The 26,394-nt window shown below is 58.7% G+C and carries 25 protein-coding genes; 17 read left to right on the top strand and 8 right to left on the bottom strand.

Going from position 1 to position 26,394, the window contains the following annotated elements:
- Positions 1-203: 203 nt before the first annotated feature.
- The 16 genes from rplU to FIV46_RS05325 all read left to right on the top strand — a co-directional run bounded on the left by rplU (position 204) and on the right by FIV46_RS05325 (position 15,361).
- On the top strand, positions 204-740 hold the full coding sequence (rplU, locus tag FIV46_RS18390) for a 50S ribosomal protein L21 (RefSeq protein ID WP_139939175.1): 537 nt from the start codon (positions 204-206) through the stop codon (positions 738-740).
- A 3-nt stretch (positions 741-743) separates the two neighbouring features.
- The gene (gene rpmA, locus FIV46_RS05395; RefSeq protein WP_139939173.1) at positions 744-995 is read left to right on the top strand and encodes a 50S ribosomal protein L27; all 252 of its coding nucleotides are present in this window, start codon (positions 744-746) and stop codon (positions 993-995) included.
- A gap of 164 nt (positions 996-1,159) precedes the next feature.
- Positions 1,160-2,266 carry a GTPase ObgE gene (gene obgE / locus FIV46_RS05390; protein WP_139939171.1) on the top strand — a complete coding sequence of 369 codons (1,107 nt, stop codon included), beginning with the start codon at positions 1,160-1,162 and terminating at the stop codon, positions 2,264-2,266.
- Between the two features lie 70 nt (positions 2,267-2,336).
- A complete protein-coding gene (gene proB, locus FIV46_RS05385) occupies positions 2,337-3,467 on the top strand; it encodes a glutamate 5-kinase (protein ID WP_139939170.1) in 1,131 nt (376 codons plus the stop codon).
- Between the two features lie 40 nt (positions 3,468-3,507).
- On the top strand, positions 3,508-4,776 hold the full coding sequence (locus FIV46_RS05380) for a glutamate-5-semialdehyde dehydrogenase (RefSeq protein ID WP_139939168.1): 1,269 nt from the start codon (positions 3,508-3,510) through the stop codon (positions 4,774-4,776).
- On the top strand, positions 4,757-5,410 hold the full coding sequence (locus FIV46_RS05375) for a nicotinate-nucleotide adenylyltransferase (protein ID WP_139939166.1): 654 nt from the start codon (positions 4,757-4,759) through the stop codon (positions 5,408-5,410). The genes FIV46_RS05380 and FIV46_RS05375 overlap by 20 nt, the downstream gene beginning before the upstream one ends.
- Positions 5,411-5,419: 9 nt before the next feature.
- On the top strand, positions 5,420-5,836 hold the full coding sequence (gene rsfS / locus FIV46_RS05370; RefSeq protein ID WP_139939164.1) for a ribosome silencing factor: 417 nt from the start codon (positions 5,420-5,422) through the stop codon (positions 5,834-5,836).
- Positions 5,837-5,857: 21 nt separating this feature from the next.
- Positions 5,858-6,316, top strand: coding sequence for a 23S rRNA (pseudouridine(1915)-N(3))-methyltransferase RlmH (gene rlmH / locus FIV46_RS05365; RefSeq protein ID WP_139939162.1), 459 nt, complete (start codon positions 5,858-5,860; stop codon positions 6,314-6,316).
- A gap of 140 nt (positions 6,317-6,456) precedes the next feature.
- On the top strand, positions 6,457-8,088 hold the full coding sequence (gpmI, locus tag FIV46_RS05360) for a 2,3-bisphosphoglycerate-independent phosphoglycerate mutase (RefSeq protein WP_139939160.1): 1,632 nt from the start codon (positions 6,457-6,459) through the stop codon (positions 8,086-8,088).
- Positions 8,089-8,152: 64 nt separating this feature from the next.
- Positions 8,153-9,382: a murein hydrolase activator EnvC family protein gene (locus FIV46_RS05355; protein ID WP_181163064.1), complete on the top strand. Its 1,230-nt coding sequence runs from the start codon at positions 8,153-8,155 to the stop codon at positions 9,380-9,382.
- Positions 9,383-10,735, top strand: a complete 1,353-nt coding sequence (locus FIV46_RS05350; protein WP_139939157.1) for a S41 family peptidase — start codon at positions 9,383-9,385, stop codon at positions 10,733-10,735.
- A 141-nt stretch (positions 10,736-10,876) separates the two neighbouring features.
- Complete coding sequence (locus FIV46_RS05345) at positions 10,877-12,010, top strand: divergent polysaccharide deacetylase family protein (RefSeq protein WP_181163063.1); 1,134 nt, start codon at positions 10,877-10,879, stop codon at positions 12,008-12,010.
- A gap of 97 nt (positions 12,011-12,107) precedes the next feature.
- Positions 12,108-12,602, top strand: a complete 495-nt coding sequence (locus FIV46_RS05340; RefSeq protein WP_139939153.1) for an RNA pyrophosphohydrolase — start codon at positions 12,108-12,110, stop codon at positions 12,600-12,602.
- Positions 12,599-13,477, top strand: a complete 879-nt coding sequence (locus FIV46_RS05335; RefSeq protein ID WP_139939151.1) for a hypothetical protein — start codon at positions 12,599-12,601, stop codon at positions 13,475-13,477. Before FIV46_RS05340 ends, FIV46_RS05335 begins: the two co-directional genes overlap by 4 nt.
- Positions 13,478-13,489: 12 nt before the next feature.
- On the top strand, positions 13,490-14,359 hold the full coding sequence (locus FIV46_RS05330) for a hypothetical protein (RefSeq protein ID WP_139939149.1): 870 nt from the start codon (positions 13,490-13,492) through the stop codon (positions 14,357-14,359).
- A gap of 78 nt (positions 14,360-14,437) precedes the next feature.
- Entirely contained in the window at positions 14,438-15,361 is a 924-nt protein-coding gene (locus FIV46_RS05325) for a ketopantoate reductase family protein (RefSeq protein WP_181163062.1), read from the top strand.
- Between the two features lie 18 nt (positions 15,362-15,379).
- Here the strand turns inward: FIV46_RS05325 and FIV46_RS05320 are convergent, their stop codons facing one another.
- Complete coding sequence (locus FIV46_RS05320; RefSeq protein ID WP_139939146.1) at positions 15,380-16,834, bottom strand: serine hydrolase domain-containing protein; 1,455 nt, start codon at positions 16,832-16,834, stop codon at positions 15,380-15,382.
- Positions 16,835-17,037: 203 nt separating this feature from the next.
- Here FIV46_RS05320 and FIV46_RS05315 point away from each other — a divergent pair, with 203 nt between their 5' ends.
- On the top strand, positions 17,038-17,991 hold the full coding sequence (locus FIV46_RS05315; protein ID WP_139939144.1) for a carbohydrate kinase family protein: 954 nt from the start codon (positions 17,038-17,040) through the stop codon (positions 17,989-17,991).
- An 81-nt stretch (positions 17,992-18,072) separates the two neighbouring features.
- On the opposite strand, the gene FIV46_RS05310 is transcribed toward FIV46_RS05315, so the two are convergent.
- The 7 genes from FIV46_RS05310 to FIV46_RS05280 form a co-directional block, all read right to left on the bottom strand.
- Complete coding sequence (locus tag FIV46_RS05310) at positions 18,073-18,483, bottom strand: F0F1 ATP synthase subunit epsilon (protein WP_139939142.1); 411 nt, start codon at positions 18,481-18,483, stop codon at positions 18,073-18,075.
- 27 nt (positions 18,484-18,510) lie between these two features.
- Positions 18,511-19,932: a F0F1 ATP synthase subunit beta gene (gene atpD, locus FIV46_RS05305; protein WP_139939140.1), complete on the bottom strand. Its 1,422-nt coding sequence runs from the start codon at positions 19,930-19,932 to the stop codon at positions 18,511-18,513.
- 48 nt (positions 19,933-19,980) lie between these two features.
- A complete protein-coding gene (locus tag FIV46_RS05300; protein WP_139939138.1) occupies positions 19,981-20,859 on the bottom strand; it encodes a F0F1 ATP synthase subunit gamma in 879 nt (292 codons plus the stop codon).
- Between the two features lie 41 nt (positions 20,860-20,900).
- Positions 20,901-22,430, bottom strand: coding sequence for a F0F1 ATP synthase subunit alpha (gene atpA / locus FIV46_RS05295; protein WP_139939136.1), 1,530 nt, complete (start codon positions 22,428-22,430; stop codon positions 20,901-20,903).
- Entirely contained in the window at positions 22,430-23,014 is a 585-nt protein-coding gene (locus FIV46_RS05290) for a F0F1 ATP synthase subunit delta (RefSeq protein WP_219845898.1), read from the bottom strand. Before FIV46_RS05290 ends, atpA begins: the two co-directional genes overlap by 1 nt.
- Positions 23,015-23,289: 275 nt before the next feature.
- Positions 23,290-24,156 carry a hypothetical protein gene (locus FIV46_RS05285; protein ID WP_139939134.1) on the bottom strand — a complete coding sequence of 289 codons (867 nt, stop codon included), beginning with the start codon at positions 24,154-24,156 and terminating at the stop codon, positions 23,290-23,292.
- A 36-nt stretch (positions 24,157-24,192) separates the two neighbouring features.
- A complete protein-coding gene (locus tag FIV46_RS05280; RefSeq protein WP_139939132.1) occupies positions 24,193-26,379 on the bottom strand; it encodes a primosomal protein N' in 2,187 nt (728 codons plus the stop codon).
- Positions 26,380-26,394 lie beyond the last annotated feature (15 nt).

Here is a 26,394-nt window from a genome sequence, read left to right as displayed (position 1 = left end):
CCGGTCTGCCCGCTTTTCCGGACAGACCGACAAGCTGCCCGCAAAGGCCTTAAAAACCTTGACATGTGCTTTACCGGCGCTATATTGCGCCATCTCTGAACACGGGATGATTCCCGTAGTTTGACGAATCGTCATACCCCGGTCTGTAAATACGGACACTTGTTCGTTACCGGCTATGACCAGGATAAAAACAGGAATTCAAAATGTTTGCAGTCGTCAAAACTGGTGGCAAACAGTATAAAGTAGCCAAAGATGATGTCCTGAAGGTTGAAAAACTGGATGGTGAAGCCGGCGCCAAAGTGACCCTCGACGAGGTCCTGATGGTCGGTGATGACAAAGGTGTTCAGGTTGGTTCCCCGACCGTCAACGGTACTGTGGTTACCGCCGAGATCCTGGAACAGACCCGCGGTGACAAGGTTATCGTTTTCAAAAAGAAACGTCGCCAGAACTATCGCCGTAAAAAAGGTCATCGCCAGGAACTGACCGTGCTGAAGGTTCTGGAAATCGGCAAGGGCGCCGCGAAGAAAGCTGCCCCGGCCAAGAAAGCCGAAGCCGCACCGGCTGAAAAAGCCGAAGAAGCCAAACCGGCCGCCAAGAAACCCGCTGCCAAGAAAGCTGCTCCGGCCAAGACAGCCGCCGCAGAAAAGGCGCCGGCCAAAAAGGCAGCTCCGAAAAAGACAACTGCGGCTAAAAAACCGGCCGCAAAGAAAACCACTACCAAGAAAACCGAGGAGAAGTAAGTCATGGCACATAAGAAAGCAGGCGGTAGTTCCCGTAACGGTCGCGACTCAGCTGGTCGCCGTCTTGGTGTGAAAAAATTCGGCGGTGAAGCCGTTGTCGCCGGCAACATCCTGGTTCGCCAGCGCGGCACCAAGGTATACCCGGGCAACAACGTGGGCATGGGCAAGGACCACACCCTGTTTGCGCTGACCGACGGCAAGGTTAAATTCTCCAAAGGCAAACTGAAACGCAGCTACGTGCACGTGGAAGACTAAGCCGGAATTTAACATACAGGTTTCCGAAAGGGGAATGCCCAGGGTCTGATCCGGCATTCCCTTTTTCTTTTGGGCTTTTTCCACGCCCTTTATGATTGATCCTTTTTTTATAACCTCTCCCCGCCTATGATCGGGGCGACAAACGTTTAGACCAGAGCGACAACATGCAGTTCCTCGACCAATGTAAGATCTATACCCGTTCAGGCGCCGGCGGACAGGGGTGCGTCAGCTTCCGGCGCGAGAAGTTCGTCGAATTCGGCGGCCCCGACGGCGGCAACGGCGGACGCGGCGGCCATATACTGGTCGAGGCCGTGGAAGGTCTCAACACCCTGATCGACTATCGCTACAAGCAGCATTTCAAGGCCCAGCGCGGCGGTCACGGCATGGGCCAGAACCGCACCGGCGCCCAAGGCAAAGACCTGGTGCTCAAGGTGCCGGTCGGCACCCAGATTTTTGATGAAAACCACGAAGTGCTGCTGGCCGACCTGACCGAACCGGGACAGGTGATCATGCTGCTGGAAGGCGGCAGGGGCGGCGTCGGCAACGCCGCCTTCAAATCCTCCGTCAATCAGGCGCCGCGCAAATCCACCCCCGGCGGCCCGGCCGAGGAAATGTGGATCTGGCTGCAGCTGAAGCTGATGGCCGATGTGGGCCTGGTCGGCCTGCCCAATGCGGGCAAGTCCACCTTTCTTGCCGCCACCAGCCGGGCCAAGCCGAAAATCGGCGATTACCCCTTCACCACCCTGAAGCCACAGCTTGGCGTCGTCAGCGTGGACGAGCGGGAATTCGTCATTGCCGACATTCCCGGCCTGATCGAGGGCGCCCACGAAGGCCACGGACTGGGCGACCGTTTCCTCGGCCATGTGGAGCGTTGCGCCACCCTGCTGCACCTGATCGACGGCACCGGCGAGGATGTGGTCGAAGCCTACCAGACCGTCCGCCACGAACTGGAAGCCTATGGCGAAGGCCTGGAGCAAAAGAAAGAGATCATCGGCCTCAACAAAATCGACGCGCTGGACGACGAACTGATCGAAATGTTGACGGATGAGCTCAGGCAAGTTACAGACTCTCCCATCATGCCCCTGTCCGGTGTTTCCGGTAAAGGGGTGGATAAGGTTCTCAGGGCGCTGCTGAAAAATGTCGATGAAGCCCGGGAACTGGATATGTCCGATGCCTCGGCCCCCTATCTGTCGGCCGCCACCCTGACAGATGACCATGAGGACGAGATACCGGAAGAGGAGGAAGATCCGGAAGGCTGGTCGCCGATCTAGGCCAGCCGCCCGCACGGGAGTATATGTGTTTGTTTGACAAGCCACACTGTCAACTGAAAGCCGCCACCGAATGAAACAGACCATAGAGAGTTTTCGCCGTATCGTGATCAAAATCGGCTCCGCCCTGCTGGTGGACGCGGACAAGGGTCAGCTGCGCGAAGACTGGCTCGCCAGCATTGCCGAGGACGTGGCCGCCCTGCGCGCCGCCGGCAAGGATGTGATCCTGGTCTCGTCCGGCTCCATCGCGCTCGGGCGCAAGCTGCTGGGGCTGAGGCCCGGCAAGCGGCTGGAGGAGAACCAGGCCGCCGCCGCGGCCGGACAGATTGAACTGGCCGCCGCCTACCGGGAAAGCCTGGGCCGCCATAACCTGCCCGTCGCCCAGGTGCTTTTGACCTATGGCGACACGGAAGAACGCCGCCGTTATCTCAATGCCCGCAACACCATCCTGCAGCTCCTCAAGCTGGGCGTGGTGCCGGTGATCAATGAAAATGACACGGTCGCCACCGACGAGATGCGCTACGGCGACAATGACCGGCTCGCCGCCCGGGTTGCCACCATGTGCGAGGCGGACTGCCTGTTCCTGCTGTCGGACATTGACGGGCTCTACACGGCCGACCCCAACAAAAACCCCCATGCGGAATTTGTTTCTACCGTGAACATGATCACGCCGCAGATCGAACGCATGGCGGGAAGTCCTATTTCCACCGGCTTCGGCAGCGGCGGCATGGTCACCAAGATTGCCGCCGGCAAGATCGCCACCCAGGGCGGCTGCAACATGGTCATCATCAACGGCACCAAAAACCATCCCGTTTCCGGCTATCTCAAAGACTGGCACGGCACCTGGTTCAAACCGGCGGAAAACCCGCTGGCAGCCAAGAAACAATGGATTATGGGAACCCTGGAAACCTGTGGTACCCTGACCATTGACGATGGCGCGGTGAAAGCCCTGAAAAACGGCAAGAGCCTGCTGCCGGCCGGCGTGGTCCGGGTCGCCGGAACCTTTGATCGGGGCGACACGGTCACAGTGGTTGATATTAGCGGGGAAGAAATCGGTCGCGGACTGATTTCCTATTCCTCACAGGAAGCCGGACAGCTCAAAGGACGCCGCAGCAACGAGATCGAACAAATCCTCGGATATGTCGGACGGGAGGAATTAATCCACCGCAGCGACCTTGTTATTTCCGGAAACGGCGTTAAATAACGCTTACATCAAAGTAAAAAGAAAATCGCTGGAAACGCACATGAACACAGAACATGACATCAGAAAACTGATGCTGGCCATGGGTCAGTCGGCCCGGGAAGCCGCTGCCATCCTGGCCGAAAGCACCACCGAACAGAAAAACGCCGCCCTGCTGGCCGCCGCCAAGGCGCTCCGGACCCACAAGGATGATATCCTGGCTGCCAATGCCAGGGATATGGAAATCGCCAAGGGCCGCGGCCTCACCGGCGCCATGCTGGACCGGCTGCTGCTGGACAACGGCCGTATCGAAGCCATGGCCTCCGGTCTTGAAGCCATTGCCGAACTGCCGGATCCGGTCGGCGACGTGATGGCCAGCTGGGACCGGCCCAACGGCCTCAATATTTCCCGTGTGCGGGTGCCGCTCGGCGTGATCGGCATTATCTATGAATCCCGCCCCAATGTGACGGCCGACGCCGGGGCCCTGTGCCTGAAATCGGGCAATGCCTCGATCCTGCGCGGCGGCTCTGAAAGCGCCCATTCCAGCCGGGCCATCTATCAGTGCCTGGTCAAGGGCCTGGAGGACGCCGGCCTGCCGGAAGACGCCATCCAGCTGATCCCCACCCAGGACCGTTCCGCGGTCGGCGAACTGCTGGGCCTGGCCGGCCTGGTGGACATCATCGTGCCCCGTGGCGGCAAGTCCCTGATTGAACGGGTTCAGAATGAAAGCAAGGTGCCGGTGATGGCCCATCTCGACGGCATCTGCCATGTCTATGTGGATAAAGACGCCGACCTGGAAAAAGCTGTCAATATCGCCGTCAATTCCAAAATGCGCCGCACCGGCATTTGCGGCGCCATGGAAACCCTGCTGATTGATGAAACAGCGGCGGAAAAATTCCTGCCGCCGATCGCCGCGGCGCTACGGGAAAAAGGCTGCGAGCTGCGTGGGGATGCCAGATGCCGGGAAATTATCCCGGATATGAACGCCGCCAGCGAAGAAGACTGGGACACGGAATATCTGGACGCCATCCTGTCGATCCGCTGCGTCGACGGCGTAGAGGGCGCCATCAAGCATATTGCCGAACACGGCTCGCATCACACAGACTCCATTGTCACGGAAAATGCCGAAACTGCGGCCGAGTTCCTGGGACGCGTCGACAGCGCCATTGTCATGCACAATGCCTCGACCCAGTTCGCCGACGGCGGCGAATTCGGCATGGGCGCGGAAATCGGCATTTCCACCGGCAAAATGCATGCCCGCGGTCCGGTCGGCCTCGAGCAGCTGACTAGCTATAAATATCAGGTCAGGGGCAATGGTCAAACCCGCCCCTGAAAACAAACTATCCGGCAAATTCCCGCTGCTGCCCGGCAGGAACAAATGGCGCGGCATGACCATCGGTCTGCTGGGCGGCTCCTTTAATCCGGCCCATGCGGCCCATCGGGAGATCAGCCTGGCCGCCCTGAAACGGTTGCGTCTGGACCATGTCTGGTGGCTGGTGTCGCCGCAGAATCCGCTCAAGGGTACCGGCGATATGGCGAGCCTGGCTGACCGGGTCGCCAAAGCCCGCGAGGTGGCGGCCCATCCGCACATCACGGTCATGGACCTGGAAAAGCGGATGCGAACAAATTACACCGCCGATACGCTGCGCATTCTTGTGGAGCGCTTTCCGGACGTCCGTTTTGTCTGGCTGATGGGGGCCGACAACCTGGGCCAGTTCGATAAATGGCAGAAGTGGGAACAGATCGCCGAACTGGTTCCATTTGCGATTTTTGATCGTCCCGGTTATTCTATGATGGCGAATGCCAGCAAAACGGCGCAAAGATTTCACCGGCAACGGTTGAGCGAAACACAGGCTCCGCTGTTGCCGGGAATGAAACCGCCGGCATGGGTTTTCTGCCACGGCAGGAAAAATCCTTTGTCAGCAACTGCAATACGTGAAAAATCGTTATATTCCGAGAGGTTATAGAAAACAAACGTGCCCACATCCCAGGAGTCAAAGAACATTCCAAGTTCTTCGGAACCGTCCAGTACGGTAAGTCTCAAGGAACTTATCCTCAGTGCCCTTGAAGACAAAAAGGCAGAAGAAATCACCGAAATCAGCCTTCACGGCAAATCCAGCATTGCCGATTCGATGATCATCGCATCCGGTCGTTCCAGCCGCCAGGTGGCGTCATTGGCCGACCATGTGATCCAGACGGTCAAGGACAACGGCTTTGGCAGCTGCAAGGTGGAAGGCCTTGAAAAAGCTGACTGGGTCCTGATTGACGCCGGTGATGTCATTGTCCACCTGTTCCGCCCGGAAGTCCGCGCATTCTACAATCTGGAAAAAATGTGGATGCCCGACTTCACCCCGGACAAGGCCAACCATCCCGAAATGGCGCCTGAGGCCTAGGACCAGGACCGGGGCAGGACCATGCAAATCCGGATTATCGCCGTCGGGCGCCTGAAAAAGGGTCCTGAACTCGACCTCATTGAAACTTTTGTCAAACGCACGCCCTGGCCGGTTTCCGTCACTGAAGTGGAGGAAAAACGGCCGATCAAGGGCGCGGAACGCATGGCCAGGGAAGCCGATCTTCTGCTGGCGGCCATCCCCGACGATGCCTATGTGATTGCCCTGGATGAGCGCGGCAAGGATATGCGCAGCCCCCAGTTTGCAGAAATTCTTGAGCGATTGCAGGATGATGGCCGGCAATGCGTCACCTTTGTCATTGGCGGCGCCGAAGGTTATGGCCCGGGGGTCAAGGAACGGGCCGACCGCCTGCTGTCTTTCGGTAAAATGACCTGGCCGCACATGATGGTGCGCCTGATGCTGACGGAACAGATTTACCGGGCCTCCACCATCCTTGCCGGGCACCCCTATCACAAGGACTGAAACCGGTGCCCGCACATAAGCCCCATTTTATCGCAAAAGGGCCTGACAAGCTTGATTTTACACGCTATTAACCTAATTTAGATATAGATGTATGTTCGGTGCTGCGGCCCGGATTAAGCCAGAAGCGGAATGAATAACCAATGACCAGCAAAGCCCTTCATGCCACCAAACCGGTTGTCCTGTGTATTCTGGACGGCTGGGGCTACCGTGACGACAGCGAAAACAACGCCATCGCCCTGGCTCCGACCCCCAATTACGACCGGTTCCTGGAAGAATGCCCGCGCGGTTTTCTGGAAACCTCCGGCCTGGCGGTCGGCCTGCCGGAAGGCCAGATGGGCAATTCCGAAGTCGGCCATATGAACCTGGGCGGCGGCCGCGTGGTCATGCAGGACCTGCCCCGCATTGACAGCTGCATCGCCGAGGGCAAACTGGGCGAGGTGGACAACCTGAGGAAACTGATTGCGGCCCTGAAAGACAGCGGCGGCACCTGCCATCTGATGGGGCTGTTGTCCCCGGGCGGAGTGCACAGCCATCAGGACCATATGGTTGCGCTGGCAAAGGAATGCGCCAAGGCGGGCGTCCCGGTCGCCATCCACGCCTTCCTCGACGGCCGCGATGTGCCGCCGAAAAGCGCCCTCGGGTTTATTGAAAAATTTGAAAAAGACATCGCCGGTCTCGACAATGTGGCCATCGCCACCGTTTCCGGCCGCTATTACGCCATGGACCGGGACAAACGCTGGGACCGGGTTAAACTGGCTTACGACGCCATGGCCGAGGCCAAAGGCGAAAAGTATGACAGCGCCCGCACCGTGATCGGGGCCAGCTACAACGACGACAAGACCGATGAATTCGTGCTGCCGGCTGTGGTTGGCGACTATGCCGGCATGAAGGACGGCGACGGCCTGCTGATGGCCAACTTCCGCGCCGACCGGGCCCGGGAAATCCTGACCTGCTTTGTGGATCCGCATTTTGACGGCTTCACCCGGGACCGGCTGATCACATTCGCCGCCCAGACAGGGATGGTGGAATATTCCGCCGCCCTCAACGAATATATGACCGCCCTGTTCCCGGCCGAGGAAATCCTCGACACCCTGGGTGAGATTGTCTCCCGCAGCGGCAAAACCCAGCTGCGCATTGCCGAAACGGAAAAATACGCCCATGTGACCTTTTTCTTCAACGGCGGCAGCGAGGAAGTCTATGCCGGCGAAGACCGGATCCTGATCCCGTCCCCGGATGTGGCCACCTATGATCTGCAGCCGGAAATGTCGGCGCCGGAAGTGACGGACAATCTGGTCGAGGCCATTACCTCGAAGAAATACGACCTGATCGTGGTCAATTTCGCCAACCCGGACATGGTCGGCCATACCGGCGTCATGGAGGCCGCCCTCAAGGCGGTTGAAACCATCGATACCAGCCTCGGCCGTCTGCGCGACGCCCTGGAACTGGCCGGCGGCACCATGCTGGTGACGGCCGATCACGGCAACATCGAACTGATGAAGGACCCGGTGACGGACCAGCCGCATACGGCCCACACCACAAACCTGGTGCCGTTCCTGCTGGTCAATGCCCCGGCCGCCGCCGCCGACCTGCCGCAAGGCGAGGCGCTGGCCCTGGAGAATGGCAAACTGGCCGATGTGGCCCCGACCGTGCTCGACCTGATGGGACTGGATCAGCCGGCCGCCATGACCGGCCATTCCCTGCTCAAGGTGGTGGCCGCCGGCGAGCGACAGGGCAACGGGCTGCAACAACAGGAGAACCGGGCTACTGCGTAATCTGTCTCACCATATGCTGCGCCGGAGGAGAAACATCATTCTCCCCTCGCTCCTGCTATGCCTGGTGACGGCAGGACCGGCAGTCGGTGAGGTCCCCAGCAAACAGGAACAGGACCTTCAGGACGTCCAGAAGAGAATCGAGGAATCCACCCTCAAGGCCCACCAGTATGAAACCGAAGCCGGCCAGATCAAACAGGAGATTTCCGAGCTCAGCCAGCGCATGGTCGAGGTGGCGGGAAACCTGCAGGACACAGAAAGCCGCCTGAGCGAGCGCGAGGAAAAGCTGCTGGACCTGGGACAACAGGAAACGGAACTGGAAGCGCGGCTGCAGGCCCGGACCGGGCAGATGACGGAAACCCTCGGCGCCATGCAGCGCCTGAGCCAGCAACCGCCCGAACTGGTGGCCTTCCGCCCCGACGAGGCCGTCAACAGCCTGCGCAGCGCCAGCCTGCTGAAGGTGATCCTGCCCGAACTGGAAGGCAAGGCCCGGGCGATCCGCCAGGACATTGGCGACCTGCAGGACCTGCGCCAGGACATCCGCCAGGAACAGGAAGGCCTCAGGGAAGAGCTTGCCGAGCTGAGCGACTCGCAGGAAGAACTGAACAAGCTGTTGAGTGCGCGCGAGATGCGTCATCGCCAGCTGGAACAGGCCACCCGGCAAGAACGCCAGAAGCTGAAAAAATTCGCCGCCACGGCTCAAAACCTGCAAGAACTGATTGAGCGGATTGAAGAAGAAAACCGTCTGCGGGAGAACGCCGCCCGCGAAGCCGCCAAACGACTGGAGGACAGGCCGCAGGTTGAAACCGGCAAGGAAACAGCCCCGGCCCAGGTTGCCTCCCTGCCCTCGGGCAGTTCCACTTTTACCCAGGCGAAAGGCAACATTCCGCTGCCGGCCCGCGGCACGATCGCCGTCCGCTTTGGCGATACCACGCCGGAAGGCCGTAAATCAAAAGGAATCACCATCAATACACGGTCCCAGGCCACGGTGATCGCTCCCCATGACGGGCGCGTTGTCTTTTCAGGAAAATTCCGCTCCTACGGGCAACTTCTTATCATTTCCCACGGAGACGGTTATCATACTCTGCTGGCCGGCATGAGCCGGCTTGACGCGGTTGTCGGTCAATGGGTATTAAAAGGTGAACCAGTCGGCCAGATGGCGTCCACTCAGCTGGCGTCTGACGGCACGGTCACCGGAACCCTGGGGCAGAAACTCTATTTGGAGATCCGACGTAAAGGCATGCCTATCAATCCGCTGCCCTGGATCATTGCTCGTGACAGAAAGGTACTTGGCTAAATGAAAAAGTTTGCTGCAACTGCTGTGATCGCTCTCAGTATTTTTGGCGCCGGCATGGCCGTCAATGATGTGAGCTACAGCGCCAACTCAGATACCTACAAACAGCTCAACCTGTTTGGCGATGTGTTCGAGCGCATCCGGTCGCAATATGTGAAGGAAGTGAAGGACGAGGAACTGATCGAAGCGGCCATCAACGGCATGCTGGCGTCCCTCGACCCCCATTCCAGCTATCTCAACCCGAAGAATTTCGAGGATATGCAGGTCCAGACCCGCGGTGAATACGGCGGACTCGGCCTGGAAGTGACCCAGGAAAGCGGCGTGGTCAAGGTGGTTTCCCCCATTGACGACACCCCGGCCGAACGGGCCGGCATAAAAGCCGGTGACTATATCACTCACCTTGACGGCGAACAGGTCATGGGCCTGACCCTGAACGAAGCCGTGGAAAAAATGCGCGGCGAAGTGGGCGAACCCATTGTCCTGACGGTGGTCCGCAAAGGGGAAAAGGCGCCGCTGGAAATCTCCATTACCCGTGACGTGATCAAAATCAAATCGGTGCGTTACCGGGTCGAGGATGAGATCGGTTATGTCCGCATTACCTCCTTTACCGAAAACACTGAGGAAAACCTGAAAGAAGCCCTGTCCGCCATCAAGGAGGAGCTGGGCGACAATATGCAGGGTGTGGTGCTTGACCTGCGCAACAATCCCGGCGGGCTGCTGGACCAGGCCATTGCCGTCTCCGACGCCTTCCTGGACCGCGGCGAAGTGGTATCGACCCGGACCCGCAACGACCGGTCAGTGCAGCGCTATAACGCCCGCAAGGGTGACCTGATCGGCGGCAAGTCCCTTGTCGTGCTGATCAATGGCGGCTCCGCCTCTGCCTCAGAGATTGTCGCCGGCGCCCTGCAGGACCACCAGCGCGGCGTGGTTGTCGGCACCCAGTCCTTCGGCAAAGGGTCCGTGCAGACCGTTATTCCGCTGGGCGCGAACGGCGCCATGCGCCTGACCACCGCCTATTATTTCACCCCGTCCGGCACCAGCATCCAGGGCGACGGCATTACCCCGGACGTGGTTGTCGAGCAGCTGCGCCTGGAAGATGCCGAGGCGATCAACACCCGCCGGCGCAGTGAAGCGAGCCTGCGGGGTCACCTGGATAACCCGAATGCCGACGACGAAGAAGCCGACGACGAAGAAGCCGATGTCGAACAGGACAGCGGTGACGACCAGGATCAGACCAGCGGCGACGCCGGAGACGAGGAAGAGGAAGAAGACCTGACCACCGCCCAGCGCGATTATCAGCTCAACTATGCCTTCAACCTGATCCGGGGTATGGCCATCGCCAGAAATTACGAGTAAACAGGAAAAGGCGGACGTCGGGCTCTTGAGCCCGGCCTCCCGATCATGCCCGATAGCGGCGGGAACCGGAATAAGGTAAATGTAAAGGGGAAGGCCGGAAACGGCCGGGAAAAAATGGCAGGCGAGCCGGAATTACCAACCATGACGCGCAGACGCACCATCAGTCCGCTGGTGGCGGCCTGGGTCCTTGTGCTTGTTTGCTTCGGCGGCCTGTTTCTCTGGCTGTCCCTGACGGCTGACGAGCCCGACAAACAGAAGGTTGCGGAACAGCGCGACGAGGCCGCACCGGACAAGAAGGCTGCCTCGGAAAGCATTATCGTTTTGTCCGACCCTGAGGACAGTCTTTCCTTTGCCGACCAGGAAACAACATCCGAAGAAGAGCCGCAGGAACAGGCGGCAGACGCGGGGGCTGAGCCGGAACCGGAACCTGACCGGGCCGAAGAGCAAATTCCCTATACCAAGTTCATACGCCTGAAAGAGGTGCCAAACCCGGGCCTTGTGGTCGAGGGCAAGGACGGCCCGCTGCCGGTGCTGGGACCGGACGGGCTGGTGGCCTGGCAGGAATACGCCCGTCCCCATGAAGACCTGAGCATCGCACCGCGCATTGCCATCGTGGTCAAGGCTGTCGGCATGAACGCCGAATATAGCGAACGGGCGATCAAGGAACTGCCCGGTGAAATGGATATTGCCATCACCCCCTATGGCCGCAATCTGCAGGACTGGGTGGATATGGGCCGGGAATATGGTCACGAGGCCCTGCTTCTGGTGCCCATGGAACCGCTGAATTATCCGGAAAATGACCCCGGACCGCATACCCTGATGGCCGGATATTCCGCGCGCGACAATATGAACCGCCTGATGTGGGTATTGTCCCGGATAACCGGCTATGTGGGTGTGCTGAACGAAATGGGGTCAAAATTTACCGCCTCGGAGAATGCCGTTCATCCCGTTCTCGAGGAACTGCACCGGCGCGGCCTGATGTTCGTGGACTCCCGCTCCAGCCGCTACAGCGTTGCCGCCAAATATGCCCGCAGGATCGGCATGCCCCGCGCCCTCAACAACCGCTATATCGACAATGTGGTCAGTGAAGAAGAAATCCAGACCCGCCTCAAGGAACTGGAAAGTACCGCAAAAACCTATGGCGCCGCCCTGGGCATTGCCCGCGCCTTCCCGCTGACCATCGAACAGCTCGACGCTTGGGCCAGGACCCTGCCGGCCAAGGGTATTCAGCTGGTGCCGGTCACGGCCATCGCCAACCGCCAGCCAATCCGGTAATTGCGTCAACATCAACAAACAGTGTTCAGCTGCCCCTTGCAAGTCACGCCCGATTGGTGAAAATAGAAGCCGTAAGCACACCGTTCCAAGAGGTCCTATGACAGACAAAGAAAATCTCCCCTATCGCCCCTGTGCCGGCATGATGCTCCTGAACCGGGACGGCCGGGTTTTTGTGGCCCAGCGCATTGACCAGACCGCCGAAGCCTGGCAGATGCCCCAGGGCGGGATCGACAAGGGCGAAGAGCCCCGAGACGCTGCCCTCAGGGAGCTGGAAGAAGAAATCGGCACCGACAAGGTGGAACTGATTGCCGAAACCGGCGACTGGCTGACCTATGACCTGCCCGACCATCTGATTGGCAAGGTCTGGAAAGGGCGCTACCGGGGCCAGAAGATGAAATGGTTCGTCTATCTGTTCCAGGGACAGGACCGGGATATCAACCTGGAAACCGACCATCAGGAATTCAGTGAATGGAAATGGATTGAACTATCCGAGCTGCCGGATATGATCGTCCCGTTCAAACGGGATCTCTATCAAACGCTGGTCGACCGCTTTGGCAGCATTATACAAGAACATACAGGCAGAAGTTCATGACACAACCGGAACAAAAAACATTACCTGTCCTTCGCGTGGTCAAGGAGGCCTATCTGACCTTTCGGGCCAACCTGAAACAACATATCTTTTTGTCGTATATTTTTTACCTGCCGCTCACCCTGTTTCTGTTTGCCCCCGAGCTTCTGGTCATTAAATATATGACCCTGGCGGACGGGCAGATCGCCTACCACCTCAGCAAACTGCAATTATCCTATCTGGCGGCAAGCTTTCTGATCTTTGTCGCCCTCACCATGCTGTTCTTCCGGCTTCATCTGCTGGGACGGGACAATTTTCTGAAATTTTCCCTGCCGGACTTGGGCCGGATACTGGTGAAATACCTGCTTTATCTCGCCGCCATGATCATCCTGCTGATGATCTTTGTCATCATGGTGACCACGGTGCTTGGCCTTGTTCTGTCCATTGTAGCCGGCATCAGCGGTCTTGACCTGGCCCCGCAGCATAACCGGGCCCTGGCGATGACCATTGCCACGGCCATCAGCCTTCTCACGGTGGGTATTTCCTTCAGGATGATGATGACCTTCATCAGTATCGCCGAAAACAGGAAATTCATCCCGTTCAAGGAAGCCTGGTACTATACCCGCAACAACGGGGTCGCCCTGTTCCTGTGCTTCCTGCTGACGTTCCTTCCCGCCTGGCTGGTCTATATGGCATGTTTCAACCTGCTGGCCGCCCTTCTCGCAACGACCGGGAACGGAACCGCGACCATAGATCCGACCTTCATTGTCGCCCAATATGTGCTGTGTCCGATTATCTTCGCGCCGGGCTCTCTGTTCTGCGCCGGGCTGACGCAGGCCTATGCCTATCTGGTCGGACCACGCAAGGATACGGGTCATATTGCTGACCTAATTGTCTGATAGGGACGGCACATGGCGAGGGAAACAGGAAAACGGGACAGCTCCATCTTGACCTGCATTCGGGATGCCTACGGCTGCCTGTGGCACTTCAGGTTCCAGCATATCCTGATTTCCCTGTTCGCCTTCCTGCCCTTTTGCCTGGCCGGCTTTCTCGGCTATCTGGATGCCTTCCTGGTTTCAACCAACAGCCAGACCGAGGTGCCGGAAGGGTTTTACCTGTCCTTTATCATCCTGATGCTGACCACATTTGCCTGGCTTGTCCCGTCGGTGATTCTCTGGCACAGGCTGTTCCTGCTCGGGCCGGAACATTTGCTGCGTCGGAAATTCTGGCCGCTGATCACCCGCAGCTTTCATTTCAGCCTCAAGATCCTGGTTTTCCTCGGCGTGCTGCTGGTGCTGCTGTTTTTGATCGGCGGCGCGGTCCTGTTCGTTCTTAACCAGATTACCCTTGACCGGCAGGGATCGGTGGAAGCCATCGGAAACATTGAACTGGCCGTCTATCTGGCGGCTGCCGTGGTCCTGTTCCTGCTGACCCTGGCCATCGGCCTGCGCCTGTCGCTGGCTTTCTCTGCCCAGTCCATTGGCAAAAGGCTGGGGTTCCGGTCCTCCTGGGACCTGACCCGCAGTCTGACCGGGCATATGCTGCTCAGTGTGCTGGCCGGCCTGATCCTGCCTGTTGGGCTGGTGCTGCTGCTGCGACTGCTGGTCCTGTCCCTGTTCGGACTGGATATCCTGTCCGGCCTGGCCATGGCGCCAAAACAGATTTTTATCCTGATCTTTGCCCTGTCCCCGCTCATGTCGCTGCCGCTCGCTTATCTCTGTTCGCAGACGTCGGTGTTTTACCGCAACTGCGGGGCCTGGGACTTCCGCGAACCGTCCTGAAGGCTTTTTCTCAGCCTGGTCTGGAATTCCGTCCGCCGACCCGTTATATATGCCCGAAAGATACTTCGGGAGTAGATGATGAGAATTCTTGTTCTGGGCGCGGGGGCAATCGGAGGATATTTCGGAGGCCTGTTGCTGCACAGCGGCGCAGACGTGACCTTTCTGGTGCGCCGCCGGCGACGCAACCTGCTGAAAAAGAACGGGCTTGTCATTCACACCCCGGACCAGGACTATGACATTGCCGTGGCCGACCATCTGGTGGAACAGGTGGATGAGCCTTACGATCTGGTGATCCTGAGCTGCAAGGCCTATGACCTGGAGGAGGCGATCAAGGCCATCACCCCGGCCGTCGGGCCGGACACCCATGTCCTGCCGTTGCTCAACGGCCTCCGGCATTATGACGTGCTGGATGAGACCTTCGGCGCGGAGAAAATCCTCGGCGGGCTTGCCAAAAATATCTGCACCATGCAGAAGGACGGCAGCATCCGGTCCTGGTCCCGGCCCGGCAATGTCACGTTCGGTCCACGCTCGGAAGAACAATTAGACTTCTGCCGCCAGCTGGAAGAACTGCTGCTCCGGGCGCCGATCAGCGTGACTCATTCCAGTCACATCACCTCGGCCCTGTGGGACAAATTCTGCCTGATCACGGTGCTGGGCGCCATCAACTGCCTTTTGCGCGGCAGCATCGGCGATATCATGGCCACCCGCAACGGACGCGATATCGCCCTTGCCATCATTGACGAATGCGCCGGCACAGCGAAAGCAGCCGGTTATCCCCTGTCCGAGGCCTCCCTTGACTATCTGCAGAGCTCCATGACCCGCGAGGGGTCGGACTATACGTCTTCCATGTTCCGGGATATGGAGCTGGGCAAGTCGGTGGAGGCGGACCAGCTGGTCGGTGACATGCTGATCCGGGCCGAGGACGCCGGGCTGTCCACCCCCTTCCTCAAAGCCGCCTACTGTACCCTGCAGACCTATATGTTGCGCCGGGAAAAGAGCTGACGCCTGTCCCTGCCGGGCTTATTTCCGGTCAATGGCTTTCAGGATATCGGCGGTGAATTTGGCAATGTCGAAACGGATCCCGCCGGCACTGTCATAGCCGCGCCGGACAATCACCAGGTTGCGGGACGGAATGATCATCACATATTGTCCCCTGTTGCCGGCCATGGCAAACACGTCATCCGGCAATCCCGGGAACCGGCTGTCATACAGCCAGAACTGCGCCCCATACCCGGGACGCGGCCGGCCGTCCGCCCCTGTGAGCGGCGGCTGAGCCGGGGCCGGGGTACTGACAAAGTCCCGCCACCAGTCCGGCAATATTCTTTCCCCCTGCCAGACGCCGTTGTTCAGGTAGAGAATGCCGAGCCGGGCCAGGTCCCGCGACGTGCTCCAGACCTGGCTGGACAGGATGAAATTACCCTGCCAGTCGGTTTCAGCCACGGTGCTGTTCATGCCGATCTTGCGGAACAGCTGTTCGGTGGGATAGCGCAACATGGTTTCCGTATCGCCCAGCGTCGCCTTGAGGGACCGCACCGCCAGCAAAGTGTCATTGTTGGCGTACTTCCAGCGTTTGCCCGGGGCGGCCTCCAGCAGTTTTTCGGTGGCATTGTCGGTGACCACACCGCCACCGAAATAAACAAAATTGGTCCGGTTGCCGGCCCGGAAGCTGTCGAGGCCGCTGGCCATATGCAACAGATTCTCCAGGGTGATTTGCTGACGGGGATCGCCGGGCGCCGACCACTCGGGGATATTTGCCGGGGCTTTCAGCTCCAGACGCCCCTGCTTGACGGCGATGCCGATCACGGTTGCGGCGATGCTCTTGGCCACCGACCAGGTCCGCTGCGAGGTATAGGGCGTATAGCCGTCCTTGTACCGCTCGATCAACAATTGATCCGGCGTCGTCACCAGCGCCGCGCTCATGACCTTCGGATCCCCATATTTGTCAGTGGTGAAGGCATCATTGATCACCGCCTTCAGGGCCGGCGAAGCGAGGTCAATTTCCGGCACCGCCTCCCCCAGCGGCCAGGCCTGTCGTTTCCGGCCCTCGTCCGGCTGCCCAAGGTCCGCTGTCGGGACATGCCCGCGCACGGACAGCTCCGCCCCCGGCGGCAACTGGGCACAGCCCAGTCCCGGCCGCCAGACGGCATAGCGTGGCGGCAGGTCGTTGCTGAACCAGGCGGCAACATATTTCTCCTGGTGACTGATAACGGCATCGGGCAACTTGTCAAAATAGTCCCGATAGTCCACCTGGATCCCGCTCAGTTCATCATGCCGGATCATATCGACCGTTTTTCCGCCGTTAAAGGTGGCGCTGCAGGTGAAGGCGGCCTTGTATCCCGCCGTCTGCGATTTCAGGCTTTCCGGCATCAACTCAATTGCCGCCGCCGGGACAGCCGTCACAGCCAGGGCAAGGCCGAAGCTCGCCCCCCGAAAGTGCCGATGCAGGGTTTTCCAGTCAATTTGACACAGCTTCATATCTGATCCCCATTGAATTATTTTTTTCCAAAAAAAGTCATAGCACCCTTTCAGGAACAGGTACAGGGGGCGAAAAGGAGCACAAACAGGCCAAAAATTACAGTTTGTAATATAACTGTCACCCTGCCTTCATAGAAAGTTTGTCTGAAGATTTTTCCGGCGATCCGGAGTCCGGGAAAAAAGAGGACAGGAAAGAACTTGCTATGAAACTCGACAGGAATGGTAAAATACTTGTCTGCGGTTCCATCGCTTACAACACCACAATGGTATTTGACGGTCTGTTTCGGGAATATATTCTGCCCGCCGACCTCAAGATGCTGAACGTGGACTTTAAAGCAGCCGACATGCGCCGGGACTTCGGGGGCAGTGCCGGAAACATTTGTTATAACCTGAACCTGCTCGGCCTCAGGGGATTCCCTGTTGCCGCAGTGGGCCGGGACTTTGGCGACTATCGGCGCTGGATGGCGGAACATAACATTCCCGCCGACTATATCCTGGAAATCGAGGACGGCTATACCTGCAGGAAACATGTCATCACCGACATGGACAATAACCGGATCTCTGACTTCCACGCCGGCGCCATGGAACATTGCCGTGAAATAACCATCCGGAAGGACATCGATATCGCGCTTGGCGTTGTTGCGCCGGACAGCTATGAAGCGATGCAAAACCACACCAAACAACTGTCGCATCAGAATGTGCCGTTGCTGTTGGACCCGGGCGAGCAGGTTTCCGTTCTCGACGGCACCGACCTGATGTGGTTGATGGAACATAGCCGTTGGATGGTGCTCAACGAAGGCGACTGGCAGATGTTCGCCCGAAAAACCAACATGCGGATCGATGTGGCCACGGAAATGCTCGATGCCCTGATCATCACCAACGGGATCGAAGGATCGGTCATCCATACCCGCGATAACCGGTTCAATATTCCCGCCGTCCCGACAGAAGATCCTGTGGATTCCACCGGCTGCGGGGATGCCTATCGGGCGGGTATCATCTTTGGCCTGATGATGGGTCATGACTGGCCAACCACAGGACGGATCGCCAGTTTGATGGCTACGCGGACCATTTCCCATCAAGGGCCCCAGAACCACCGGGTCACCCTGAAACAACTGCGCGAACATTTCGCCAGCCAGTTCATGATTACCCTGGGATAGACTGAGGGCGGGCAAGAGAAACGGCAACAAAAAACCCCGCAGCCGAAACTGCGGGGTTTTCTATGATTCCTTGGGTTCGCCTCAGGCGGCCAGCTCGTCCAGGGCAGCCAGAATGTTCACCAGGCGATCGCGGACCTTTTCCGCACGAGCGCGGTGCAGGTCGTCCTTGGCGTCGGCCACATCTTCGCGGGCATCCTTCAGCTCGGCCTCCAGTTCGGCGCGGTCCAGTTCACCCGGCGCATAGGCTTCTTCGGCCAGGATGGTCAGACCGTTCGGGTTGACCTCGGCAAAGCCGCCGTGCACCAGCAGTTTTTTCATGCTGCCGCCGTCATGGACTTCGATGATGCCGGTTTTCAGGGTAGAGACAACCGGAGCATGATGCGCCATCACGCCAAAGTCACCTTCAGACCCGGGCACCACCACCATGTCCGCATCTTCGGACAGAAGCAGTTTTTCCGGCGAAACCAGTTCGAAATGTATTTTGTCGGCCATTGCTGGCTCCTTTCAAACTTGTAAGTCTTACGCAGCCTCGGCAGCCATTTTCTTGGCTTTTTCGATGGCTTCCTCGATGGTGCCGACCATGTAGAAGGCAGCTTCGGGAAGATCATCATGCTCGCCGTTAACGATGGCTTTGAAGCCTTTGATGGTGTCTTCCAGGGCAACGAATTTACCCGGTGCACCGGTGAAGACCTCGGCCACGTGGAACGGCTGAGACAGGAAGCGCTGCAGTTTACGGGCACGGGCCACAACCAGTTTGTCTTCCTCGGACAGCTCGTCCATACCCAGAATGGCGATGATGTCCTGCAGGGATTTATATTTCTGCAGGGTTTCCTGTACCTGACGGGCAACTTTGTAGTGCTCTTCGCCCAGAACATCGGCAGACAGGATACGTGATGTGGAGTCCAGCGGATCCACAGCCGGGTAAATACCCAGCTCGGCGATCTGACGGGACAGCACGGTTGTCGCATCCAGGTGGGCGAAGGAAGCCGCAGGAGCCGGGTCGGTCAAGTCATCGGCCGGCACGTAAATGGCCTGCACAGAGGTAATGGACCCTTTGTTGGTTGAGGTAATACGCTCCTGCAGGCCACCCATGTCGGTGGCCAGAGTAGGCTGATACCCCACAGCAGAAGGAATACGCCCCAGAAGCGCGGACACCTCGGCGCCGGCCTGTGTAAAGCGGAAGATGTTGTCCACGAAGAACAGCACGTCCTGGCCTTCCTGGTCACGGAAATATTCCGCCAGGGTCAGACCGGTCAGAGCAACACGGGCACGGGCTCCCGGAGGCTCGTTCATCTGGCCGTACACGAGGGCAGCTTTTGATTCGGTGCCTTCCAGGTCGATAACGCCGGATTCGATCATTTCGTGGTACAGGTCGTTCCCTTCACGGGTACGTTCACCCACACCGGCAAACACGGAGTAACCACCGTGGCCTTTCGCGATGTTGTTGATGAGCTCCATGATCAGAACGGTCTTGCCCACACCGGCACCACCGAACAAACCAATTTTACCACCTTTGGAATAAGGGGCGAGCAGGTCAACCACTTTAATACCGGTTACCAGAACCTCGGCTTCGGTAGACTGGTCAACAAAAGCAGGTGCTTCGTTGTGGATCGGGGCAGTGCCTTTGGCGCCAATGTCGCCGCGCTCATCGATCGGCTCGCCGATCACGTTAATGATGCGACCCAGGGTCTCAGGACCAACCGGCACACTGATCGGTGCGCCTGTGTCTTTCACTTCCTGACCGCGCACCAGACCGTCGGTAGTGTCCATGGCGATGGTGCGGACTGTGTTTTCACCCAAGTGCTGGGCCACTTCCAGAACCAGGCGGTTACCGGCGTTGTCAACTTCAAGTGCAGACAGGATAGCGGGAAGTTCATTGTCGAACTGTACGTCGACAACGGCACCGATCACCTGGCTGATACGACCTGTATTTTGTGTCATTTCCTTTAACTCCCGGGGCGCTTGTGCCCTCGCTCCAATTTAGCTAGATCAGAGCGCTTCCGCGCCCGAAATAATTTCAATCAATTCGTTGGTAATCACAGCCTGACGGCTGCGGTTGTATGTAGTTCTCAGCCTGTCGATCATGTCACCGGCGTTGCGGGTCGAGCTGTCCATCGCCGTCATACGGGCGCCTTCCTCACTCGCGGCATTCTCGAGAAGCGCGCTGAACATCTGCACACCCACGTTGCGGGGCAGCAGGTCTTCAAGAATGTCCTTCTCGTCCGGCTCATAATCATAGGCGGCACCGCCCAGATCCGCGGTTTTCTCTTCGTTGAACGAAGCCGGGATCAGCTGCTGCCCGGTCACAATCTGCACCAGGGCAGACTGGAACTTGGCATAAAACAGGGTGCAGACATCAAATTCACCGGCATCGAACAGTTCGAGAAGACGATCCGCGATCGGGGAAACATCGCCAAATCCCAGTTTTTTCACATGGGACATGTCGATATGCTCGATCATGCGGGATCCGAATTCACGACGCAGGGCGCTGCGGCCCTTTTTGCCGATGGTGATGATTTTAACGTCTTTGCCGTCAGCCAGCAGCGAGGCAATCTTCGCCTTGGCGCCTTTGACGATGTTGGCGTTGAAACCGCCGCAAAGACCACGTTCGGAAGTGGCGACCACCACCAGCTGAACATCGTCCTTGCCGGTACCGGCGAGCAGGGCCGGACCCCCTTGCTGGCCCTTCATGCTCGCGGCCAGAGAACCCAGGACCAGCTCCATCCGCTCCGCATAGGGGCGGGCGGCCTCGGCAGCTTCCTGCGCCCGGCGCAGTTTGGAAGCCGCCACCATCTGCATGGCCTTGGTGATCTTCTGAGTGCTCTGCACACTCGCGATACGGTTTCTGAGGTCTTTAAGGTTAGCCATAGTGACTTGTCCTTATCTTTCTCTGTTTCAGTTTCCCGCCGTTAGACGAAGCTTTTTGTAAATCCATCCAGGATGGATTTCAGCTTGTCTGTGGTTTCGTCGGAAAGCTTGGCCTCAGTCCGGATGGTATCCAGAACGTCTTTGTGCTTGTTGTGCATTTCCGCCAGCAGCGCTTCTTCGAAGCGGCCGACAGCAGAAACCTCAAGACCGTCCAGGTAACCGTTCACACCGGCGAAGATGGAAACAACCTGTTCCTCAACGGCCAGCGGTGAATACTGCGGCTGTTTCAGCAGCTCGGTCAGGCGGGCACCACGGTTCAGCAGTTTCTGGGTTGCGGCGTCCAGGTCGGAACCGAACTGGGCGAAGGCGGCCATCTCACGATACTGGGCAAGTTCCAGTTTAATGGAACCGGCCACCTGTTTCATGGCTTTCACCTGGGCGGAGGATCCCACACGGGACACGGACAGACCCACGTTAATAGCAGGACGGATACCCTGGTAGAACAGTTCGGTTTCCAGGAAGATCTGACCATCGGTAATGGAAATCACGTTGGTCGGAATATAGGCGGACACGTCACCGGCCTGGGTTTCAATCACCGGCAGGGCGGTCAGTGAGCCAAGACCTGCGTCCTCACCCATTTTCGCAGCACGCTCGAGAAGACGGCTGTGCAGATAGAACACGTCACCCGGATAAGCTTCACGTCCCGGAGGACGACGCAGCAGCAGGGACATCTGACGATAGGCCACGGCCTGTTTGGACAGGTCGTCATGAACGATCAGGGCGTGCATGCCGTTGTCACGGAAGAATTCACCCATGGCTGTACCGGTGTAGGGAGCCAGGAACTGCAGCGGAGCCGGCTCGGAAGCGGTCGCGGCAACCACGATGGAATATTCCATGGCGCCTTTTTCTTCCAGGGCTTTCACGATCTGGGCAACGGTGGAGCGCTTCTGGCCAACCGCGACGTAGATGCAGTAAAGTTTCTTGCTTTCGTCGTCACCGGCGTTGATTTCCTTCTGGTTCAGGAAGGCGTCAATGGCAACGGCTGTTTTACCGGTCTGGCGGTCGCCAATGATCAGCTCGCGCTGGCCACGGCCGATCGGCACCAGGGCGTCAACAGCTTTGAGGCCGGTCTGCACCGGCTCATGAACGGATTTACGAGGGATAATGCCCGGCGCTTTCACTTCCATACGGGCGCGGCTCACATCGGTCAGCGGGCCTTTGCCGTCAATGGGGTTACCCAGGGCGTCAACAACGCGGCCCAGCAGGCCTTTACCGACCGGCACGTCCACGATGTTACCTGTACGCTTAACAGTGTCGCCTTCTTTAATGGTGCTGTCGTCACCGAAGATAACGACACCCACATTGTCGGCTTCCAGGTTCAGCGCCATACCCTGAATGTTGCCGGGAAATTCAACCATTTCACCGGCCTGTACATTGTCCAGACCATAAACACGAGCAATACCGTCACCAACGGACAGCACTTTACCAACTTCAGAAACTTCAGCTTCCTCACCGAAATTGGCAATCTGCTCTTTCAAGATCTTGGAAATTTCAGCTGCACGGATGTCCATCATCCAACCTCTTTCATAGATTCTTCAAGATTAGCAAGTTTAGTTTTCAGTGAGCTGTCGATCATACGGGAACCGATATTGACAACCATGCCGCCAAGCAGACTTTCGTCCACTTCGGTTTCCACATTCACGTCACTTCCAACCATGGATTTGAGTTTGGCTTTCAGAGCATCAAGCTGTTCATCGCTCAGTTTGTGCGCTGTCACCACGGAGGCATTGACTTCACCTTTATGGTGGGCCAGCTGCCGGGAGAATTCTTTGATAATATTTTTCAGCTGGTCCAGACGGCGGTTATTGGCGACAACCGCGACAAAATTCTGCACCAGTTTGCCGAGACCGGCCTTCTCTGCAACTGCCGCCATGGCTTTGCCCTGCTGCTCGCGGGAAAAGATGGGGCTTTGTGTCAGATTGGAAAGTTCGGCACTTTCGTTAAGGAGCGCTTCCAGGGTGGCAAGATCCTTCGCCACATCGTCCAGCGCATTTGCTTCCTTGGCAAGATCGAAAAGAGCCACCGCATAGCGACCGGCAAGGCCGGAAATGGTCAACTTTTCAGAAGCAATGTTTGAGGATAGTTCAGATGACACCTGGTCTTCCTTGACTTGTTATTAAACTCTGTCCCGTCACAGGTTCCAACATCTGAGTCAGATGGCTTAATTCACCCCGATGCAAAACCCCGTGCGGCAGTTAAAAATTTCTAACGCGCGGGTTTACCTAGCACAGTGATCCTGTGTGTGCAAGCCACCTTTTGGCCGCAAAGTTACGATTTTTCCAATTTATACAAAATTGAGCCCTAAATAGGCCCCTTGTCCCGCAAAACTGTTGCCCTGAACGGGCCTGAACGGCTTGCATTCCCTGGCGCTCAGAGAGTCCGGGCGTAACGGATCAGCCGCTCGCGCGGCCACAGCAGATAATAGACCCTGGGCGTATATTCTCCCGCCTCGAAGAGCGCCCGGCGGCGGGCCGAACGCAGCAGCGCCCCAGAATCGGCATCCTCGTCGCTGTGATAATAAATACCGGCGCCAAATTGTTCGGGAATCTCCCGCAGATAGGCCAGTTTAGGGCTGATTTCGGCAATCACCGGGTCGAAAAACCAAGCGTGGCGCATCAGGCCTTTCATTTCCGGATTGAGTTCAAGAATTTCGCCGATCACCTTGTAGGATTTTTCCCATCCTTCCGGGTTAAATAGTTGCACATTGGAGAGATGGATATGGATGGTCAGCAGCGGGGCCCGCCCACCAAGGCCGAACAGCAGCATGGCCAGAAACCGGAAAAACTGGCCAATCCCCCTCTTGAACAACAGGCTGCGCGGCACGCCGGAAATTTCCAGCAGCCCGGGCCCCGCCGGGATCAGGCGGCCGCTGGCAATGGCCATATCCTTGGCAAACAGGTCATTGTCCCAGCTAAAGGCAAAGTCGGCACCTTCCAGGTTGCGGCGGATGCGGGCAAACTCCGCCGCATACAACGCCGCCATGGAGTCGGGCAGGCGGAGCGGCAGCTGGTCTGTGTCGAAGCTGTCGATCAATTTACTCAGCACCAGCCGGTGGAACGCGTCGGAGTCCCGGAGGCCGGTTTCGCTATAGAATTGCTCCACCTCCGGCCCCAAGTAGTGATACATCATGGTCGCCGGAATGGAGCGAAGCATAGTTGCCAGCTTCTCGACCGCTGCTTCGACCTCGCCCACGGACAGACCCGACTCTTCACACACCTGATCAACAAGATTCTGCATTCACCCGTTCCCCACCCATAGAAGAAACTGACCGGCCTAGAAAAAACTAACCGGATCGATATCCACCTGCAGCCTGACGCCGCCAGAAATTTTTATGCTGTCCAGCCAGGCCCGCAGCACATTCTGGATATTAACCTGTTTTTCCGTTTTCACCAGCAGGCGATAGCGATGCCTGCCCCGGAGGTAGGCCAGCGGCGCCGGCGCCGGGCCAAGGACCTGCACCCCGGTCAGGCGCGGAGCGGCGCGGCCCAGTTGCCGGGCCACCGTCACCACCGCATTATAATCGGCCCCGGACAGAATCACCGCCGCCAGTTTGCCGAACGGCGGCATGCCCCGCTGTTCCCGGGCATTGGCTTCCTGTTCGAGGAAATTGTCCCGATCGCCGCTGACCAGGGCGTCGATTACCGGATGTTCGGGCATGAAGGTCTGGAACAACACCGTGCCCGGCTTTTCGGCCCGGCCGGCGCGGCCCGCCACCTGTTCCAGCTGCTGCCAGGTGCGTTCCGCCGCCCGCATATCACCGCCACTGAGACCCAGGTCCGAATCCACCACCCCGACCAGGGTCAGGTCGGGGAAGTGATAGCCCTTGGTGACAATCTGGGTGCCGACAATGATATCTACCTCGTGGCGGACGATCGCGGCCACGGTCTCGCGAATCTCTCCCGGCGTGTTGAGTTCGTCGCTGGCCATCACCGCGAGGCGCGCCTCGGGGAACAGCCGCTCCACCTCCTCGGCCACCCGCTCCACCCCGGGACCACAGGCCACCAGGCTGTCCTCGCTGTCACATTCTGGACAATGCCTGGGTTTGTTCATCCAGTGGCCGCAGTGATGGCACTGCAAGCGGCCGGTCTTTTTATGCTCCACCAGCCAGGCTGAACAATGGGGACACTGGATCCGGTGGCCGCAGGTGCGGCACAGGGTCAGCGGCGCATAGCCCCGGCGGTTGAGATAGAGCAGCGACTGTTCGCCGCGTTCCAAATTCTGCTGCAGCGCCTCTCGCAGGGGATCGGACAGCCATTCCCCGCTCGCCGGCGGGAATTTGCGCATATCGATGGCATGCATGTCCGGCATTTCCGCCGGGCCGTGCCGTTCGCCCAGGTAAAGCCAGTCATATTTGCCGCTTTCCGCATTGACCAGGGTTTCCAGTGACGGCGTCGCCGAGGCCAGGATCACCGGGCAATCGGCTTGATGAGCCCGCACCACCGCCATGTCGCGGCCATGGTAAAACACCCCGTCCTCCTGTTTGTAGGTGGGGCTGTGTTCCTCATCGACCACGATCAGCTTGAGGGCACGGAACGGCAGGAACAGGGCCGAGCGGGCCCCGACCACAACCCGGGCATTGCCGTGAATCACCCCCCACCAGGCGCGGCGGCGCTGGACAGGGGTCAGTTCCGAATGCCAGATCACCGGTTCTTCGCCGAATCTGTCCTTGAAGCGGTCGAGCCACTGGGCGGTGAGGGCGATTTCCGGCACCAGCACCAGCACCTGACTGTCCTCGCGCAGCAGGGCTTCATGGACCGCTTCGAAATAAACCTCGGTCTTGCCGGCCCCGGTCACCCCTTCCAGCAGGCTGGCCTGGAATTTATCCTTGCGCACCAGGTCGCGGAAATGTTCCCCGGCAGTCGCCTGCTCCGTCGACAGGCTGGGCGCGATCAGTGTCGTATCCGGCGCGGGGAAGCTATCCTCGCCCCTGATCTCCACCGCCGTCATCTGCCCGGCCTTGACCATGCCACGGATCACGCCTTCGCCGACACCGGCCCAGTCGCGCCAGTCACGCACACTAAGCGGCATGTCGCCGACGGCGGCGTCATAAACCTTGCGCCGGGCAGCGGTCAGCTCCTCCGGATCCTCGACAGCCAGGCGATAGGCGGTGCGGCTTTTGGCCTGCTCGAACGCGCGCGGCACCGAGACCGCCATTTTCAGCACTGCGCCCGGCGGCGACAGGGTATAGGCCGCCACCCAGTCGATGAATTTCATCAGGCTGTCCGGCAGGGCGGGCAGGTCAAAGCGGCCGTAAATATGTTTCAGCCGCTCGTCCGGCACATCGGACGGCGGCGGTTCCATGGACCAGACCACCCCCTGCAGCCGCTTTGACCCCAGCGGCACTTCGACGAAATCCCCCTCCTGTAACGCCAGGTCGTCCGGCGCAAGGTAATCCAGCACCCCCTGTAGCGGCAGGGGCAGCAAGATCTGGATTCGTCTGGACGGAAATAATGTGGTCACGGGGGTTGCCTGTCA

The sequence above is a fragment of the Emcibacter nanhaiensis genome, from assembly GCF_006385175.1.
In the GTDB taxonomy this organism is placed as follows: Bacteria; Pseudomonadota; Alphaproteobacteria; order Sphingomonadales; family Emcibacteraceae; genus Emcibacter; species Emcibacter nanhaiensis.
Note: the sequence above shows the minus strand (reverse complement) of the source record. Positions and strands in the feature narration are given on the sequence as shown.